We start from the raw sequence: 15,754 nt of genomic DNA, 5'->3' as shown, positions 1-15,754 counted from the left end.
CCCCCGGGAGGGGAGGGAGCGATGCCGGGGCCATCAGGTCTTTCAGCCACTGCATCATTTCTTCCCCCTCCCCGCAAAGTAAGTCAACACGCTCGCAGCCTTCCCCAGCACCCCGGGCACCGCCGGCATGCTCGCCATCTGCGGGTAGCTTTCTTCAGGCTCCCCGGGCTCCGCCGGCCGAATGCGCACGCGCACGTCGTACCACCCGGCCTGCCCGGTGATCGGGTCCGAATTGCTGATGGTTCCGCTGGCCGTGCCCTCGCAAGGCAGCTCCTCGCTGATCAGGTGGTTCAGCAGAAAGCCCTTGCGCGCCTCGTCCGCGCCCGGCGCGAGCTGCCACGCACCGTCGGCCTTGCCGATCGCGTTCCACGTCCACACGGTCCCGGGCTCCACCGCCTCGCTGTAGCGCAGCATGCAGCGCACCTGTCCCCACCGGCTCTCGACCCAGCACCAGCCGCCGTCGGCAATGCCCGCGGCCTGCGCGGTCACGGGGTTCACGTGCAAATAGTTGTGGCTGTGGATCTGCCGCAGCCACGCGTTCTGCGAGTCCCACGAGTGGTACATCGCCATCGGCCGCTGCGTCAGCGCGTTGAGCGGATAGGCCTCGAGGTCGGTCGCAGCCTCTTCCAGCGGCGGGTACCAGAACGGCAGCGGGTCGAAATACGTGTCGATGCGCTCGCGCAGCGCATCGGGCGGCTGCCGCCCCGGGCTCTTGCCTTGCGCCGCGAGGCGAAAGCTCTGCAGCGTGTCGGAGTACAGCGCCAGCTGCACCGGGTCGTTGCGCTGGCGCCAGCCCTTGTCTTTGGCGAAGTCGAGGTACTCCCGGTTCCAGTTGCGCATGTAGTGCATGGTCTCGGGCATGTGGTACTGGAACACGCAGTTGTTCTGCGCATAGGCTTCCCACTGCTTCGGGTTGGGCGCGCCGCGCAGGTGCTCGGTGCCGTCCTTGCCGCGCCAGCCCATGAGAAAACCGATGCCCGGCTGCGGCTCGAAGTTCACGACGAAGTCGGGGTAGCCGCTGTACTTGCGCCCGCCCTCGGGCGTGGTGAAGGCCGGGAACTTGAGCCGCGAGGCCAGCTCGATCAGCACCTCCTGAAAAGGCTTGCACTCCCCCGTCGGCGGCACCACCGGCACGCGCACCGAATCGACCGGCCCGTCGAACTCCGAGATCGGCCGGTCGAGCATGCCCATCACGTCGTGCCGCTCCAGGTACGTGGTGTCGGGCAGCACCAGGTCGGCAAAGGCCACGGTCTCGCTCTGGAAGGCGTCGCACACCACCAGGAACGGGATCATGTGCTCGCCCTTCTCGTCCTTGCGGTTGAGCATCTCGCGCACGCCCATGGTGTTCATGCTGGAGTTCCACGCCATGTTGGCCATGAAGATCAGCAGCGTGTCGATGCGGTAGGGGTCGCCCTTCGCCGCGTTGGTGATCACGTTGTGCATGAGCCCGTGCGCCGACAGCGGGTGCTCCCACGAGAACGCGTGGTCGATGCGGATCGGCGAACCGTCGGGGTTGATCGCCAGTTCGTCCGGGCTCGCCGGAAAACCCAGCGGCGCGGCATTGAGCGGCGTGTTGGGCTGGATCATTCCGGGGTCGTTGAAGGCGCGGTAGTTCGGCACGATGTGGCGCGGGTACGGTGCCTTGTGGCGAAAGCCGCCGGGCGCGTCGATGGTGCCCAGCACGCTCATCAGCACGGCCAGCGCGCGCACCGTCTGGAAACCGTTGGAGTGCGCCGCCAGCCCGCGCATCGCATGAAAGGCCACGGGGCGCGCCTGTGTGCTCGGGTGCTTCTTGCCCCACGCGTCGGTCCATGGAATCGGCAGCTCGAAGGCCTGCTTCAGCGCCGTCTCGCCCATCTCGCGCGCGAGCTTGCGGATGCGCGCCGCGTCGATGCCGGTGATGGCTTGCGCCCACTCGGGCGTGCAGCTGGCCACGCGCTCGCGCAGCAGCTGGAACGACGGCGCCACGCGCGTGCCGTCGGCCAATGTGTAGTGGCCTTCGAGCGCCGGGTCGCAGCCGTCGGCAATGCCTTCGGGATAAGCGTTCTTCACGCTGCCACTGGCCTTGTCCCACACCAGCTTGTTGTGCGGGTTGCGGCCGTCGCCGGGCGGGCCGCGCTGCGGGTCGGGGTCGAACGCGAACAGGCCCTGCCGCTCGCAGTCGTCGAGCACCACGAGCTGAGGCGCGTTGGTGAAGCGCTGGAGGAACGCATGGTCCACGAGCTCGTTGCCGATCAGCTCGTGCAGCAGCGCCATGAACAGCGCGCCGTCGGTGCCTGGCTTGATGGGAATCCACTCGTCCGCGATGGCCGAGTAGCCCGTGCGCACCGGGTTGATCGAAATGAAGCGCCCGCCCGCCCGCTTGAACTTGCTGATGGCGATCTTCATCGGGTTGCTGTGGTGGTCTTCGGCCGTGCCGATCATCACGAACAGCTTGGCGCGCTCCAGGTCGGGCCCGCCGAACTCCCAGAAGCTGCCGCCGATGGTGTAGATCATTCCCGCGGCCATGTTGACCGAGCAGAAGCCGCCGTGCGCCGCGTAGTTGGGCGTGCCGAACTGCCGGGCGAACAGGCCCGTGAGCGCCTGCATCTGGTCGCGCCCCGTGAACAGCGCGAACTTCTTCGGGTCGGTCGCGCGGATCTTGCCCAGCCGCTCGGTCAGCATGCCGTAGGCGCGCTCCCAGCTGATGGGCTCGAACTCGCCCGCGCCGCGCTCGCTGCCGGCCTTGCGCAGCAGCGGCTGCGTGATGCGCGCGGGCGACACCTGCTTCATGATCCCCGACGAGCCCTTGGCGCAGATCACGCCCTGGTTCAGCGGGTGGTCGGGGTTGCCGTCGATGTAGCGGACCTCGGGGCCCTTTTCGCCTTCGCGCAGATGCACGCGAATGCCGCAGCGGCAGGCGCACATGTAGCAGGTGGTGGTCTTCACGGTGGTGTCGGCCGTGGGCGTGGGCGCATGCAGCGGGTCATGCACGGGCTCGCGGGACAGGAAACTGAACACTGGCGGTCCTTTGTTTTCAAGCGTGGGCCGTGCGATGTTATGCACCCGCCATCAAGCGGAAAAGCAGAGAATATCGCTCACCATGACCGGAAAAACAGATCAGCTCCAGAGCCAGCGGCTGCGCCTGAACCTGCGCCAGCTCGAGGTGTTCGTGGCCACCGCGCGCGAGGGCAGCACCCGCGCGGCGGCCGACCGCGTGGCGCGCTCGCAGTCGGCCGCGAGCAGCGCGCTGGCCGACCTCGAATCGTCCGTCGCGCCCTGCTGTTCGACCGCATCGGCCGCCGCCTTGCGCTCAACGAGAACGGCCGCGCGCTGCTGCCCAAGGCGCAGGCGCTGCTCGACCAGGCCGCCGAGGTCGAGGCGCTGTTCAGCGGCGAGCATGCGGCGCCGCTGCGCGTGGCGGCCAGCTTCACCATCGGCGAATACCTGCTGCCCGAGAAGATGTCGCAGTGGACGCAGCAGCATCCGCAAAGCCAGGTGCACCTGCACATCGCGAACACGCACGACGTGATCGAGGCGGTCGCGGGCTTCGAGGTGGACGTGGGCTTCATCGAAGGCCCGCAGACCCACCCCGACCTCGTGGTGCGCGCCTGGCGCGACGACGAGCTGGTCATCGTCGCCGCGCCCGGCCACGCGCTGGCGGGCCGCGTCGCCACGCACAAGCAGCTGTCGCAGGCCACGTGGGTATTGCGCGAGCACGGCTCGGGCACGCGGCAAGTCACCGACGCGTGGCTGATCCAGAACCTCGAGCAGGTGCGCGTGGGCTTCGAGCTGGGCAGCACCGAGGCCATCAAGCGCGTGGTGGCTGCTGGCACGGGGGTGGCATGCCTGTCGCGCTACACGGTGGCGCAGGCGCTGGAAGACGGCCACCTCGTCGAGCTGCGCACACGGCTGCCGGCCGGCATGCGGCGGCTGGCGACGGTGATGCACCGCGACAAGCTGCTGGGCCGCGCCACGGCCGACTTCCTGCGGCATTGCGGCGCGATCGTGCCGCGCGCGGCGGAAGCGCGCTAGCGCTTCGCCTGTCGCGCCGGCGGCCTATGCCGGCCGCGACAGCAGGTGCACGTACTCGTAGTGCGCGGTGTTGATGGTCGACACGCGGTACTCCACCGGCTTGTCGCCGAAGGTCAGCGCGGTGCGCCGCACTTCCATCACCGGCGCCCCCGAGGCCACGCCCAGGATGCGCACCACGCCGCGGTCGGCCGTGATCGCCCTCGCCCGCTCGCGCGCCAGCGTCACCGTGATGCCGAACTCGGTCTGGTAGAGGTGGTAGATGGTGCTGGGCCGCTCGCGAAAGCGCTTCTCGGTCAGGCCCTTGAACAGCAGGGCCGGCAGCGTGAGCCGGTCGTGGATCACGGCGCGGCCCTGCAGCAGCAGGCGGTTGTCGATCTGGATCGCGGGTTCGCCGGTCTTCAGCCCCAGCGCCTGCGCGGGCTCCTCGTCCATGCGCACGCGCTCGAAGGCCACCAGTTCCACCTGCGGCGCCTGCCGCAGCCCGTCGCTGCGCTCCACGTGGAAGAACTGGAACATGAAGCGGTCGGCGTTGTGCACCGCAACGAAAGTGCCGCGCCCTTGTCGCCGCACGAGGATGTGCTCGGCCACGAGGTCGTCGGTCGCGTGGCGCAGCGTGCCGATCGACACGCCGAGCGCGCCGGCCAGCGCGCTCTCGCTCGGCAGCGCGCTGCCCGCCGCGCAGCGCCCGGATTCGATGGCGCGCAGCAGCGAACGCTTGACGAGCCGGTACAGCGGCGCGCCCGCCGCATCGGGCGGAATCGGCTCGAAGGCAGAGAGCGAAGACAACGGGGTCGATTGGCGCATGGGGCGATGTTGAGGCCGCTTGCCGATTCATTCAAGTCATTCAAATGACTTGTTTGACACTCGGAGAGGCCCGCTCGGACACTGCCCTCGCTGCAAATTTTCAGCGAGTCCAAACAGGAGACAACGATGATTCATTTCGTACTGCACGACGCGAAGGACACGGTCGCGGTCGTGGTGGTGGAAGGCGTGAAAGCCGGCATGTCGCTCAGCGGCTGGATCATGGACGAAGACCGGATGACCAGCGTCGACGCGCGCCAGGACATCCCGATCGGCCACAAGGTCGCGCTGCGCGACATGGCGCCCGGCGACACGGTGTGGAAGTACGGCATCGACATGGGCAAGGTGGTCGCGCCCATCAAGGCCGGCGAGCACGCCCACGTGCAGAACATCAAGACCAAGCGCTGGTAGGCGCGCCGCAGCGCAACGCCCCCAGGTCTTTCACCCACGAACCCGAAAGCACAGCATGTCCATCATTTCCAAAGACACCACCTTCCTCGGCTATCGCCGCGAAAACGGCCGCGTCGGCATTCGCAACCACGTCGTCATCCTGCCGCTGGACGACCTGTCCAACGCCGCCGCCGAAGCGGTGGCGCACAACATCAAGGGCGCGCTCGCCATTCCCCACCCCTACGGCCGCCTGCAGTTCGGCGCCGACCTCGACCTGCACTTTCGCACGCTGATCGGCGCGGGCTGCAACCCCAACGTGGCGGCGGTCGTGGTCATCGGCATCGAGGACAGCTGGACGCAGAAGGTGGTCGAGGGCATTGCCGCCACGGGCAAGCCGGTGGTGGGCTTCGGCATCGAGGGCCACGGCGACCACGACACCATCCTGCGCGCGAGCAAGGTGGCGCGCCAGTTCGTGCAGGCCGCCAGCGAGAAGCAGCGCGAGCCCTGCGCCATCCACGAGCTGTGGGTGTCCACCAAGTGCGGCGAGAGCGACACCACCTCGGGCTGCGGCTCCAACCCCACCGTGGGCAACGCCTTCGACAAGCTCTACGAGACCGGCAACACGCTGGTGTTCGGCGAAACCTCGGAGATCACGGGCGGCGAGCGCATCGTGGCCGACCGCTGCCGCACGCCGGAGGTGAAGGAGCGCTTCATGTTCATGTTCGACCGCTACCAGGCCATGATCAACCGCCACAAGACCAGCGACCTGTCGGACTCGCAGCCGACCAAGGGCAACATCGCGGGCGGCCTCACCACCATCGAGGAAAAGGCGCTGGGCAACATCCAGAAGATCGGCAAGAAGTGCCTGGTCGACGGCGTGCTCGACAAGGCCGAGGTGCGACCGGCTCGGGCCTGTGGTTCATGGATTCTTCGAGCGCGGCGGCCGAGATGGTCACGCTGTGCGCGGCCTCGGGCTATGCGGTGCACTTCTTTCCCACGGGCCAGGGCAATGTGATCGGCAACCCGATTCTTCCGGTCATCAAGATCTGCGCCAACCCGCGCACGGTGCGGCTCATGAGCGAGCACGTCGACGTCGACACCTCGGGCCTGCTGCAGCGCGAGATGACGCTCGACCAAGCCGGCGACCAGTTGCTCGAATGCATGCTGCGCACCGCCAACGGCCGGCTCACGGCGGCCGAGGCGCTGGGGCATCGCGAGTTCGTGATGACGCGCCTGTACGAATCGGCCTGAGCGCGCCATGAAGCGCATCGTCATTGCGGAATTCATGGACGAGGCCGCGGTCGCGCGGCTTCGCGCGCGGCACGACGTGCTGTACGACCCCCGGCTGGTGGACGACGGCGCGCGCCTGCACCGCGAGGCGCCGGGCGCCGACGCGCTCATCGTGCGCAACCGCACGCAGGTGCGCGGCGAGCTGCTCGACGCGCTCTCGCGCTGCCGCGCGGTCGGCCGGCTCGGCGTGGGGCTGGACAACATCGACGTGCCGGGCTGCGAGGCCCGCGGCATGCGCGTGATTCCGGCCACCGGCGCCAACGCGCTGAGCGTGGCGGAGTACGTGATCGCGAGCGCGATGCTGCTGCTGCGCGGCGCCTATGCGTCGACGGCCGAGGTGGCCGCGGGCCGCTGGCCGCGCAACGCGCTGTCGAACGGGCGCGAGCTGTCGGGCAAGACGCTCGGGCTGGTGGGCTTCGGCGCCATCGGCCAGCTGACCTCGCGGCTGGCCGGCGCGCTGGGCATGCACGCGGTGGCGTTCGACGCGGCCATGGGCGCGGGCCACCCCGCCTTTGCGCAGCACGGCGTGCGCTGCTGCGCCACGCTCGACGCGCTGCTTGCGCAGGCCGACGTGGTGAGCCTGCACCTGCCGCTGGTCGACACCACGCGCGGGCTCTTCGGCGCGGCGCGCATCGCCGCCATGAAGCCCGGCGCCGTGCTGGTCAACAGCGCGCGCGGCGGCATCGTCGACGAGGCGGCCGTGGCGCAGGCGCTGCGCGAGGGCCGGCTCGGCGCGCGGCGCTCGACGTGTTCGACAGCGAGCCGCTCGCGGCCGCGCCGCACTTCCAGGACTGCCCCAACCTGCTGCTCACGCCGCACATCGCGGGCGTGACGGTCGAGTCGAACGAGCGCGTGAGCGGCCTCGTCGCCGACAGGATCCTGGAGGCCTTGCACTGATGGCCACGCTGCAACTGCAACAGGCGCGCGACGCGGTCGCGCAGGCGCTGCGCACGGCGGGCGCCAACGCCGCGATGGCCGACGCCACGGCACGCGCGCTGGTGCTGGCCGAGGCACAGGGGCTGGGCTCGCACGGCCTGAGCCGCATCGGCCAGTACACCACCCACCTGCGCAACGGCCGCGTCAACGGCAACGCCGTGCCCACGCTGCGCCACGCCAAGGGCGGCGCGGCATTGATCGATGCGCACGAAGGGCTGGCCTTCGCGGCCTGCGAGATGGCGGTCGCCGAGGCGATCACGCGGGCGCGCGACTTCGGCATCAGCATCGCGGGCGTGGCCAACAGCCACCACTGCGGCGTGGTGGTCGACCACCTGCGCGCGGCGGCGGCGGCCGGCATGGTCGGGCTCGGCTTCGCCAACTCGCCGGCCGCGATGCCGGCGGCGGGCGCCGCCACCCGATCTTCGGCACCAACCCGGTGGCGGCCGTGTTCCCCCGGCGCGACGCCGCGCCGCTGATGATCGACCTGAGCCTTTCCGAAGCGGCGCGCGGCAAGGTCATGGTCGCGGCGAAACAGGGCAAGCCCATTCCCGTGGGCTGGGCGCTCGACAAGGAGGGCCGCCCCACCACCGACGCGCAGGCCGCGCTCGAGGGCTCGATGCTGCCGGTCGGCGCCGCCAGCAGCCCCAAGGGCGCGATGCTCGCGCTGGTGGTGGAGCTGTTGGTGACGGCGCTGGTCGGCGCGCAGTTCGGCTTCGAGGCCTCGAGCTTCTTCGAGGACGCGGGCAACCGGCCGCGCATCGGCCAGGCCTTCATCGTCATCGACCCCGGCGCCCTGACCGGCTCGGCGAGCTACCTCGACCGCATCGAGGTGCTGGTGACGGAAATGCTGCGCGACGACGGCGTGCGCCTGCCCGGCGCGCGGCGCGAACGCCTGCGGCTGGACGCGGAGCAGAAAGGAATCGACGTACCCGACGCGCTGCTGACCTGAACCCGGCCGCGCTGATTTCCCCACAACAAAAGGAGACAAGACGATGAGAAGCATGCAACGACGCGAGCTGCTGCGGCACGCGGCAACGGTGAGTGCCATGGGGGCGATGGGCGGGCTGGCACCCGCCATGGGCTGGGCGCAGGCGGCCGACTACCCCCGGCCCGACGCGACCCTGCGCTACGTGGTGCCCTTTCCGGCGGGTGGCCTCACCGACGTGATGGCGCGGCAGATCGGCCAGCAGCTCGGCGAGCGCTGGAAGGTCAGCGTGCTGGTGGACAACCGCCCCGGCGGCAACGGCCAGATCGGCGCCGACCTCGTGGCCAAGGCGCCGCCCGACGGCAACACGCTGCTGGCGATCACGCTCACGCACGCGGCCAACGTGACGCTGTTTCCGAAGTCGCCCTTCAACTTTCAGAAGGACCTGCGCCCGGTGGCGCTGATGGCCGGCAGCCCGATGCTGATCGTGGTGCCCGCCGCCAGCCCCATCCGCGACCTGAAGGACCTGATGGCGCAGTCGAAGACGCGCAAGCTCAACGCCGGCTCCAGCGGCAGCGGCACGCCGCCGCACCTGACGCTGGCGCTCTTCAACGAGCTGAACAAGTCAGCCATCCAGCACGTGCCCTACAAGGGCGGTGCGCCCTGCATGACCGACCTCATCGGCGGACAACTGGACGTGGTGTTCTCGAACATCCCCGAATCGATCCCGCATGTGAAGGGCGGCAAGCTGCGCGCGCTCGCCATCGCGAGCAAGGTGCGCTACCCCTTGCTGCCCGACGTGCCGACCACGGCCGAAGCCGGCATGCCCACGCTGCAGGTCGAGAACTGGACGGGGATGATGGCGCCCGCCGGCATGCCCGACGCCGCGGTGCAGAAGCTTGGCGCGGAGGTGGTGAAGATCCTCGCGCAGCCCGGCCTGGACGAGCGCATGCGCCAGCAGGGCTTCGTGATCGATGCGCGCGGGCCGGAGCGCTTTGCGCCTTTTCTCACCGAGGCGATCGCGCGCTGGGCGCACGTCATCAAGGCAGCGGACATCCAGCCGGGCTAGCCGCGCGGGGGAAAAACCCGGCATGCGGCGCCCGCGCCGGCCGGGCTTCGGTGGCCTCAGGCGCCGCCCACGGAAAACCGCTCGTCGCGCCACTTGAAGGCCGCCTTGAGCCCCTTGTCCTGGGCGATGCCGAAGAATTCCCGCTTCTCTTCCGAGTCCAGAAGATGGATCAGCGCGAACATCTCGGCCCCGTAGTCAATGGTCGACTGGAAGCCGCGCATCTCGTAGCTGCGGTTGATCGTCTGCTTGTTCATCTGCATGGCGTCGGGGGCGATCATCGAGAACCTCAGCGCCAGCTTGCGCGCCTCGTCCATCAACGCCCCTGCGGGCACGACGCGGGTCGCCAGGCCCGCCTCGCAGGCCTCGCGCGCGCCGATGCGATCGCCGGTGAGCATCAACTCCTTGGTCTTCTTCATCCCCACGACCCAGGGCATGATCATCAACGGGGGCGCCGACTGGAACTGGATCTCGGGCTCGCCGAACTGCGCATCGTCGGCCGCGAGCGTGAAGTCGCACGCCATCGACAGCTCGCAGCCGCCGCCCAGGCAAAAGCCGTTGACCGCCGCGATCACTGGCAGGCGCGAGCGCCAGATCTTCAGGAAGGTCTCGTTGCCCAGGCGGGCATGCTCGCGCCAGTCCTGCACCGTCGTGAACGGCTTCTCGCGCGGGCTGAGATCGAACCCGGAACTGAAGGCGCGCCCGGCGCCGGTGACGATGAGCGCACGGATCGCCGGGTTCCGTTCGAGAGCGTCGAGCGCGTGCTGCATCTCGAGCAGGATTTCATCGCCCAGCGCGTTCATCTTTTCCGGCAAGGCCAGCGTGATCGTCGCGACCCAGCGGTCGATGTCCAGGCGAATGCAGCGATAGCCGTTGCTGTCTTCGGAAGTCGGGTGGTTGGTCATGGTGCAGGTTTCCTCAAGGTTGACGCGGAAGAATCAGTGCGTCGAGCGCACAGGCGCCGTGCCCCTGGCGGAGCACGGCAACGGGGTTGAGTTCGATGGTGTCGACGACGTCGGCATAGGCGTGCGCGATCTCGCTCACGCGCACCACCACGGCCTCCAGGGCCTGCCGGTCAGCGGCGGCGCTGCCGCGGTAGCCGTCCAGCAATTTGCTCGCGCGCGTGCTGCCGACCAGTTGCCGTGCCCGCGCGGCGTCCACGGGTGCCAACGCGAAGACACCGTCGTTCAGCAACTCGACCAGCACGCCGCCGGCGCCGACGACGATGCCGGTTCCAAAGGGGGGGTGCTGCGCCGACCCGATGATCATCTCGACGCCGCCGGTCACCATCTCCTGCACGACGACACCGTGCAGCGCAGCGTCGGGCCGGTGCCTCGCGACGCTTTCGAGAATGCGGTCGAACGCCTGCGCGACCGCCGCCGCGCTGTGAAGCGAAAGCGCCACGCCGCCTACGTCGCTCTTGTGTGCAATGTCGGGCGAGTCCACCTTGAGGACCACCGGGAAGCCGATCTCCTCGGCCGCGCGAACGGCGGCTTGCGCGGTCGCGGCCGGTGTCTCTCGCGTGATGCGCACGCCATGGTCCTGCAGGAATCGCTTGGCCTCGTTCTCCGACAGGGCCGCCCCGCTGGCCAGGCGCTCGTGCCATGCGGGGAGCACTTGCACGCCGCTGACCCGCGCGCTCGGGGTCGGCGTCCAGCGGTGCCACGCCAGGTAGGCGCGAATGGCGATCAGCGCGGGGCGCGCGCCCTGCAGCACCGGAACCTGCGAGTCGCGCAGCGGTTCGATCGTCACGGCATGCAGCGGGCCTGCCACGTTGCTGTAGAAGACAACGGGCTTGTCGGTGGTGCGGTCCACCTTCGCCGCCGCCTGGGCCAGCCGGCGGTAGCCGCCGGCTGCGCCGTCGCTCAGCCCTGCGGGGCAGTCCTGCGAGATCGCGACCAGCCCCACCGCCGGATCGCGCAGCAGCGCATGCACCGCGCATTCGTAGACCTGCGCGTCCGCCAGCGCGGCGCTCGTGGCGTCCAGGGGATTGGCGGGCGTGGCGAAATCCGGCAGCACGGCCGTCAGTTCCCGCGTCGTGGCTTCACCCAACGCTGGCAGCCGCAACCCGAGTTCCTGCCCCAGGTCGCAGGTCAACGCGACTTCGCCGCCGCTGATGTTGATGACGGCCAGGCCGTCGCCCGCCGGCGGCTTGCGCACGGTGTTGAACAGCACGCAGGCTTCGATCAACTCGTCGAGGTCGTCGACCACGACGATGCCGGCCTGCGCAAAGAACTCGCTCGCTGCCGCATGCGAACTCGCCAGCGAACCGGTATGCGCCGCCGATGCCGCCGCGCCCAAGGCCGTGCGGCCGACCTTCAGGGCGATCACGGGCTTGCCGGCCGCGCGCATGCGTGCGGCCGCGGCGGCCAACCGGTCCGGCCGCGGACGGTCTCCAGGAACAGGCAGGCCAGCCGCGTGTTCTCGTCGTCGGCGAAGTGGTCCAGGTAGTCGTCCACGTCGAGGGCCACGCTGTTGCCCATGGAGACCACGTGGCTCAGCCCGAAGCGCCCGGTCCCGCTGGGCGCGATGCAGGCCGAGCCGGAGTGCGCGGCGATCGCCACGCCTCCGCGAGGGGGATCGGCCGGCAGCGGCGCGCTGTAGAGCGCAAAGCGCCGATGCAGGTTGCGCACGCCGAGCACGTTCGGTCCGCAGACCTTCATGCCGCTGTCGAGGCAGAAGTCGGACAGCGAACGCTGCAGGCGCGCGCCCTGCTCGCCGATCTCGGAGAAACCGCTGGCGAACACCACCGCGGCCCGGGTGCCGCGCGCCGCGGCCTGCTCCAGGATGGGCAGCACCTTGTCTGCGGCCAGCGCCACGGCGATGCACTCCGGCACCTCCGGCAGCGCGTCCAGGCCGGGATGACAGGCGATGCCCGCGATCCGCGATTCGCTCGGATGAACGGGATAGACGCGGCCCTCGTACCCGCCGCGCACAAGGTTGTCCAGCACTCGCTGGCCGAGGGCGCCGGGGCGCGACGAAGCGCCGACGATGGCGACGCAAGAGGGGCTCAACAATGCATTCAGGTTCATGGCGTGCTCCCTTCAGGCGTTCACGTTCACGACAGTCCGCCCGCGGACCTGGCCCGCCAGCAGCAAGGGTGCGACGGCGATCGCCTCCGCCAGCCCGATCTCGCTGGACATCTGCGCCAGCAGATCGCGGTCCATCTCCGCGGCCAGGCATTCCCAGGCGTGCTTGCGCACGGCAAGCGGCGCCATGACCGAGTCCACCCCCGCCAGCGTGACCCCGCGCAGGATGAAAGGCGCAACGGTCACCGGCAGGTCCATCCCCTGCGCCAGGCCACAGGCAGCGACGACACCGCCGTAGCGCGTCGATGCACAGGCGTTGGCCAGCGTGTGGCTGCCGACGGAATCGACCACGGCGGCCCAGCGTTCACGCATCAGCGGCTTGCCCGGCGCCGACAACTCCTGGCGATCGATGACGCTCGACGCACCCAGGCGCCGGAGGTAAGGCGCCTCCGAGGGACGGCCCGTGCTCGCGACAACGGTAAAACCGCGCCGCGCCAGCAGGGCGATGGCAATGCCGCCGACGCCGCCGGCCGCGCCGGTGACGAGCACCTCGCCATCCGAAGGCCGCACTCCGTGCCGTTCGAGTTGCAGCACGCACAGCATCGCGGTGTACCCGGCCGTGCCCAGGCCCATGGCTGCGCGGCTGTCCAGCCCATCGGGCAACGCCACGAGCCACTCGGCCTTCACGCTCGCGCACTGCGCGAGGCAGCCCCAGTGGCGCTCGCCGGCCCCCCAGCCGTTCAGCAGCACGCGGTCGCCTTCGCGAACCAGCGGGCTCGTGCTGCGTTCGACCACGCCGACGCGTCGATGCCCGGCACCATCGGCCATTGCCGTACCACGGGTTCGCCGCGCGCGATGGCCAGTGCGTCCTTGTAGTTGAGTGACGAATACGCCACCCGGAGCCGGACTTCCGATTCCGGAAAGTCCGCGTCGGACAGCTCGCGCACGACGGCGCCGATTCGGTCGTTGTGCTTGCTCAGCAGGATGGCCCTTGGCACGGTGATCTCCTTCGTTCATCCGCGGGACATCCGCGGCACAGGGGAAATCTAGAAGCCGGAGTCGTCCGCGACAAGCACCGATTTGTCGCCCCTGCGTTCTCGCTGCGAGAACGCAAGAAAGCGCGGGCTAGCCCGATGCGGCGGCGGACTCGAGCACGCTGGCGATGCTCCCCACCATGGCGGCGCTGGCGGCCGACAGCACGCGGCCGCGTCGGGTGCAGCACGCCAGGAGCTGCGGCGAGATGCTGCTGTCGCGCAGCGGAAGGTAGACCACGCCCGAAGCCTTGGGGTTCGACGCAAAGACCTGCTGTGTCAGGATCGCGATGCCCACGCCCGCCTCGGCTGCCGAGCGCATCACCTCGTAGGAGTTGGTGGTGAGTGCGACGCGCGGCGCCAGGCCGGCCTGCGAGAACATCTTGTCCAGCGTGGCGCGCAGCGCCAGCGACTCGTCGGGCATGACCAGTTCGTACTGCGCGCAATCGCGCAGGCGCAGCGCGCGACGCGCGGCCAGGGGGTGGTTTCGCCGCGCCATCACGCAGGCCCCGACATCGCGCCGCGCGGCCAGCGTCAACCCCTCGTGAGGCGACGGATTGAAGGCCAGCGCAAAGTCCACTTCGTCGGCCAGCACCATCTCGGCCAGGCGCGGCGAGTTGGCGGCCACAACGTGGTACTGGATGCCGGGATAGTTGCGCCGGAACTGCGTCAGCACGCCGGGCAGCATCTCGCGCCAGATGCCTTCGTTGACCCCGAAGTTCACGGTGCCCCGCTCGAGCCCGAGCAGGGAGTCGATCTCGGTACCTGCCGCACCCAGTTCGGCCATGGCCCGCTTGAGGCGGTACAGGAGGATTTCTCCCGCCGCCGTGAGCTTGAGCCCTTCGCGCCCGCGGCCGCGCTCGAAGAGCGGCGACCCCATTTCCTCCTCGAGGTATTTGACGTGCCGGTTGATGGCCGAGGCGGCGATGTGGACTTGCGTCGAGGCCTTGCGGAAAGACCCGGCCTTGGCAACCTCGAAGAAGTACCGCAGCGAGAGCGGATGCTTGAGCGGAACGAAGGATTCGCGTGACATGAGGTACCTCGGATCGAATGAACAACCGCGGCGCCGGGCCGCGTGCGGTGGTGCCGCGAACCGCGGACACCGATCGGGATCATGACGCTTTCGCCGTTTTTCGTGTTCTCGTTTCGAGAACGCAAATATGCGGAATCGATGATTGCCGAGACACAGGGAGGCGCCTAGATTCCACGACGAACGAACGACTTGCATCGATCTGCAAACCGGCCTGAAATGACTTCAAAGGAGCATCCAGTGGTTACGGAAATTTCCCCGCTTCGTCGCCGGCATGTGACAGCTGCCCTGGCCCTGATCCCCCTGATGCCCTTGATGGCCGTCGCGCAGAAAAGCGGCTGGCCCGACAAGCCGCTGCGGCTCGTCGTCGGCTGGCCGCCCGGTGGCAGCGCCGACGTGGTGGCCCGCTTGCTGGCCGAACAACTGGGCCGGCGGATCGGCCAGCCCGTCATCGTCGAGAACCGCCCGGGCGCGAGCGGCAGGATCGGCGCGCAACAGGTGGCTCGGGCCGACCCCGACGGCTACACCCTGCTGTTCGGCGCGCCCTCGGAACTCACCATCGCCGCGGCCACGGTACTGTCGTTGCCCTATGACCCCTTCAAAGACTTGCAACCGGTCACGCAAGTGGTGTCCGGGGCCTTCATGCTGGTGGTGGACCCGCGCCTCGGGGTGGGCACGCTGGGCGAACTCGTGAGCTACGCGAAATCGCATCCGGACAAGCTCAACTACGCGTCCTACGGCAACAACACGACCAACCACATCTACGGCGCGCAGTTCTGCGCGGCCACGGGCATCCAGGCGACCCACGTTCCCTACAAGGGCGGCGCGCCGGCCTGGAACGACCTGATGGCCGGGCAGATCCAGTTCATGTTCGACAACGCAGCCGTGCTGATGCCGCTGGTGCGTGCCGGCAAGTTGAAGGCGCTTGCGGTGCTTTCCGCCGAGCGCATTCGCCTCTCGCCCGGCACGCCGACCATGGCGGAGGCGGGCTATCCCGACATCGGCATGAAGTCGTGGCTCGGGCTGCTCGCGCCGGCCAGAACGCCGGCATCCATCGTCAAGTCGCTGCACGACGACGTGGCCGCGGCGTTGTCGGCGCCGGACTTTGCGCGCCAGCTGGAAGAACGCGGCATGCCCGCGTACGGCAGCACGCCCGCCGAGTTCGCCCAGGTGCTGCGCTCGGAGACGGCGACGCTGAAGGTGCTGGTGCAGAAACTGGGGCTCAAGCTCGAATGAGACACC

At 69.3% G+C, this 15,754-nt stretch carries 9 protein-coding genes and 5 pseudogenes; 7 read left to right on the top strand and 7 right to left on the bottom strand.

Features of this window, described 5'->3' with window-relative positions; genetic code table 11:
- Positions 1 to 54: 54 nt before the first annotated feature.
- Complete coding sequence (locus BMG07_RS21345) at positions 55 to 3,000, bottom strand: molybdopterin oxidoreductase family protein (RefSeq protein WP_198086225.1); 2,946 nt, start codon at positions 2,998 to 3,000, stop codon at positions 55 to 57.
- An 82-nt stretch (positions 3,001 to 3,082) separates the two neighbouring features.
- On the opposite strand from BMG07_RS21345, the pseudogene BMG07_RS21340 reads away from it, so the two are divergent.
- A pseudogene (locus BMG07_RS21340) lies at positions 3,083 to 4,014 on the top strand (LysR family transcriptional regulator).
- 24 nt (positions 4,015 to 4,038) lie between these two features.
- Here BMG07_RS21340 and BMG07_RS21335 read toward each other — a convergent pair.
- Entirely contained in the window at positions 4,039 to 4,818 is a 780-nt protein-coding gene (locus BMG07_RS21335) for a GntR family transcriptional regulator (RefSeq protein WP_198086224.1), read from the bottom strand.
- Between the two features lie 126 nt (positions 4,819 to 4,944).
- On the opposite strand from BMG07_RS21335, the gene BMG07_RS21330 reads away from it, so the two are divergent.
- The 5 genes and pseudogenes from BMG07_RS21330 (at position 4,945) to BMG07_RS21310 (ending at position 9,425) form a co-directional block, all read left to right on the top strand.
- Entirely contained in the window at positions 4,945 to 5,226 is a 282-nt protein-coding gene (locus BMG07_RS21330) for a UxaA family hydrolase (protein ID WP_093135268.1), read from the top strand.
- 55 nt (positions 5,227 to 5,281) lie between these two features.
- Positions 5,282 to 6,456 (top strand): annotated as a pseudogene (locus BMG07_RS21325) (UxaA family hydrolase).
- Between the two features lie 7 nt (positions 6,457 to 6,463).
- Positions 6,464 to 7,392 (top strand): annotated as a pseudogene (locus tag BMG07_RS21320) (hydroxyacid dehydrogenase).
- Positions 7,392 to 8,380: pseudogene (locus BMG07_RS21315) on the top strand (Ldh family oxidoreductase). The pseudogenes BMG07_RS21320 and BMG07_RS21315 overlap by 1 nt, the downstream one beginning before the upstream one ends.
- A 52-nt stretch (positions 8,381 to 8,432) precedes the next feature.
- The gene (locus BMG07_RS21310; RefSeq protein WP_198086227.1) at positions 8,433 to 9,425 is read left to right on the top strand and encodes a tripartite tricarboxylate transporter substrate binding protein; all 993 of its coding nucleotides are present in this window, start codon (positions 8,433 to 8,435) and stop codon (positions 9,423 to 9,425) included.
- A gap of 56 nt (positions 9,426 to 9,481) precedes the next feature.
- Here BMG07_RS21310 and BMG07_RS21305 read toward each other — a convergent pair whose 3' ends face one another.
- The 5 genes and pseudogenes from BMG07_RS21305 to BMG07_RS21285 all read right to left on the bottom strand — a co-directional run bounded on the left by BMG07_RS21305 (position 9,482) and on the right by BMG07_RS21285 (position 14,515).
- Positions 9,482 to 10,327 (bottom strand): enoyl-CoA hydratase-related protein, encoded by an 846-nt coding sequence (locus BMG07_RS21305; RefSeq protein WP_198086223.1) that lies wholly within the window; start codon positions 10,325 to 10,327, stop codon positions 9,482 to 9,484.
- 13 nt (positions 10,328 to 10,340) lie between these two features.
- Positions 10,341 to 11,774 (bottom strand): acetate--CoA ligase family protein, encoded by a 1,434-nt coding sequence (locus tag BMG07_RS21300; protein ID WP_198086222.1) that lies wholly within the window; start codon positions 11,772 to 11,774, stop codon positions 10,341 to 10,343.
- A complete protein-coding gene (locus BMG07_RS21295) occupies positions 11,750 to 12,454 on the bottom strand; it encodes a CoA-binding protein (protein WP_198086221.1) in 705 nt (234 codons plus the stop codon). Before BMG07_RS21295 ends, BMG07_RS21300 begins: the two co-directional genes overlap by 25 nt.
- Positions 12,455 to 12,466: 12 nt before the next feature.
- Positions 12,467 to 13,449 (bottom strand): annotated as a pseudogene (locus tag BMG07_RS21290) (MDR family oxidoreductase).
- A 127-nt stretch (positions 13,450 to 13,576) separates the two neighbouring features.
- Positions 13,577 to 14,515 (bottom strand): LysR family transcriptional regulator, encoded by a 939-nt coding sequence (locus BMG07_RS21285; RefSeq protein WP_198086220.1) that lies wholly within the window; start codon positions 14,513 to 14,515, stop codon positions 13,577 to 13,579.
- Between the two features lie 303 nt (positions 14,516 to 14,818).
- Here BMG07_RS21285 and BMG07_RS21280 point away from each other — a divergent pair, with 303 nt between their 5' ends.
- A complete protein-coding gene (locus tag BMG07_RS21280; protein ID WP_198086219.1) occupies positions 14,819 to 15,748 on the top strand; it encodes a tripartite tricarboxylate transporter substrate binding protein in 930 nt (309 codons plus the stop codon).
- Positions 15,749 to 15,754: the final 6 nt, after the last annotated feature.

Source organism: Variovorax sp. E3 (genome assembly GCF_016082275.1).
Lineage (GTDB): Bacteria > Pseudomonadota > Gammaproteobacteria > Burkholderiales > Burkholderiaceae_C > Variovorax.
This window is presented reverse-complemented; position numbering and strand designations above follow the sequence as displayed.

Excerpts from the sequence above, each read along its gene's own strand:
- BMG07_RS21285 (WP_198086220.1), bottom strand. The coding sequence starts at position 14,515 with ATGTCACGCGAATCCTTCGTTCCGCTCAAGCATCCGCTCTCGCTGCGG.
- BMG07_RS21305 (WP_198086223.1), bottom strand. The coding sequence starts at position 10,327 with ATGACCAACCACCCGACTTCCGAAGACAGCAACGGCTATCGCTGCATT.
- BMG07_RS21335 (WP_198086224.1), bottom strand. The coding sequence starts at position 4,818 with ATGCGCCAATCGACCCCGTTGTCTTCGCTCTCTGCCTTCGAGCCGATT.
- BMG07_RS21295 (WP_198086221.1), bottom strand. The coding sequence starts at position 12,454 with ATGAACCTGAATGCATTGTTGAGCCCCTCTTGCGTCGCCATCGTCGGC.
- BMG07_RS21300 (WP_198086222.1), bottom strand. The coding sequence starts at position 11,774 with ATGCGCGCGGCCGGCAAGCCCGTGATCGCCCTGAAGGTCGGCCGCACG.
- BMG07_RS21310 (WP_198086227.1), top strand. The coding sequence starts at position 8,433 with ATGCAACGACGCGAGCTGCTGCGGCACGCGGCAACGGTGAGTGCCATG.
- BMG07_RS21280 (WP_198086219.1), top strand. The coding sequence starts at position 14,819 with ATGCCCTTGATGGCCGTCGCGCAGAAAAGCGGCTGGCCCGACAAGCCG.
- BMG07_RS21330 (WP_093135268.1), top strand. The coding sequence starts at position 4,945 with ATGATTCATTTCGTACTGCACGACGCGAAGGACACGGTCGCGGTCGTG.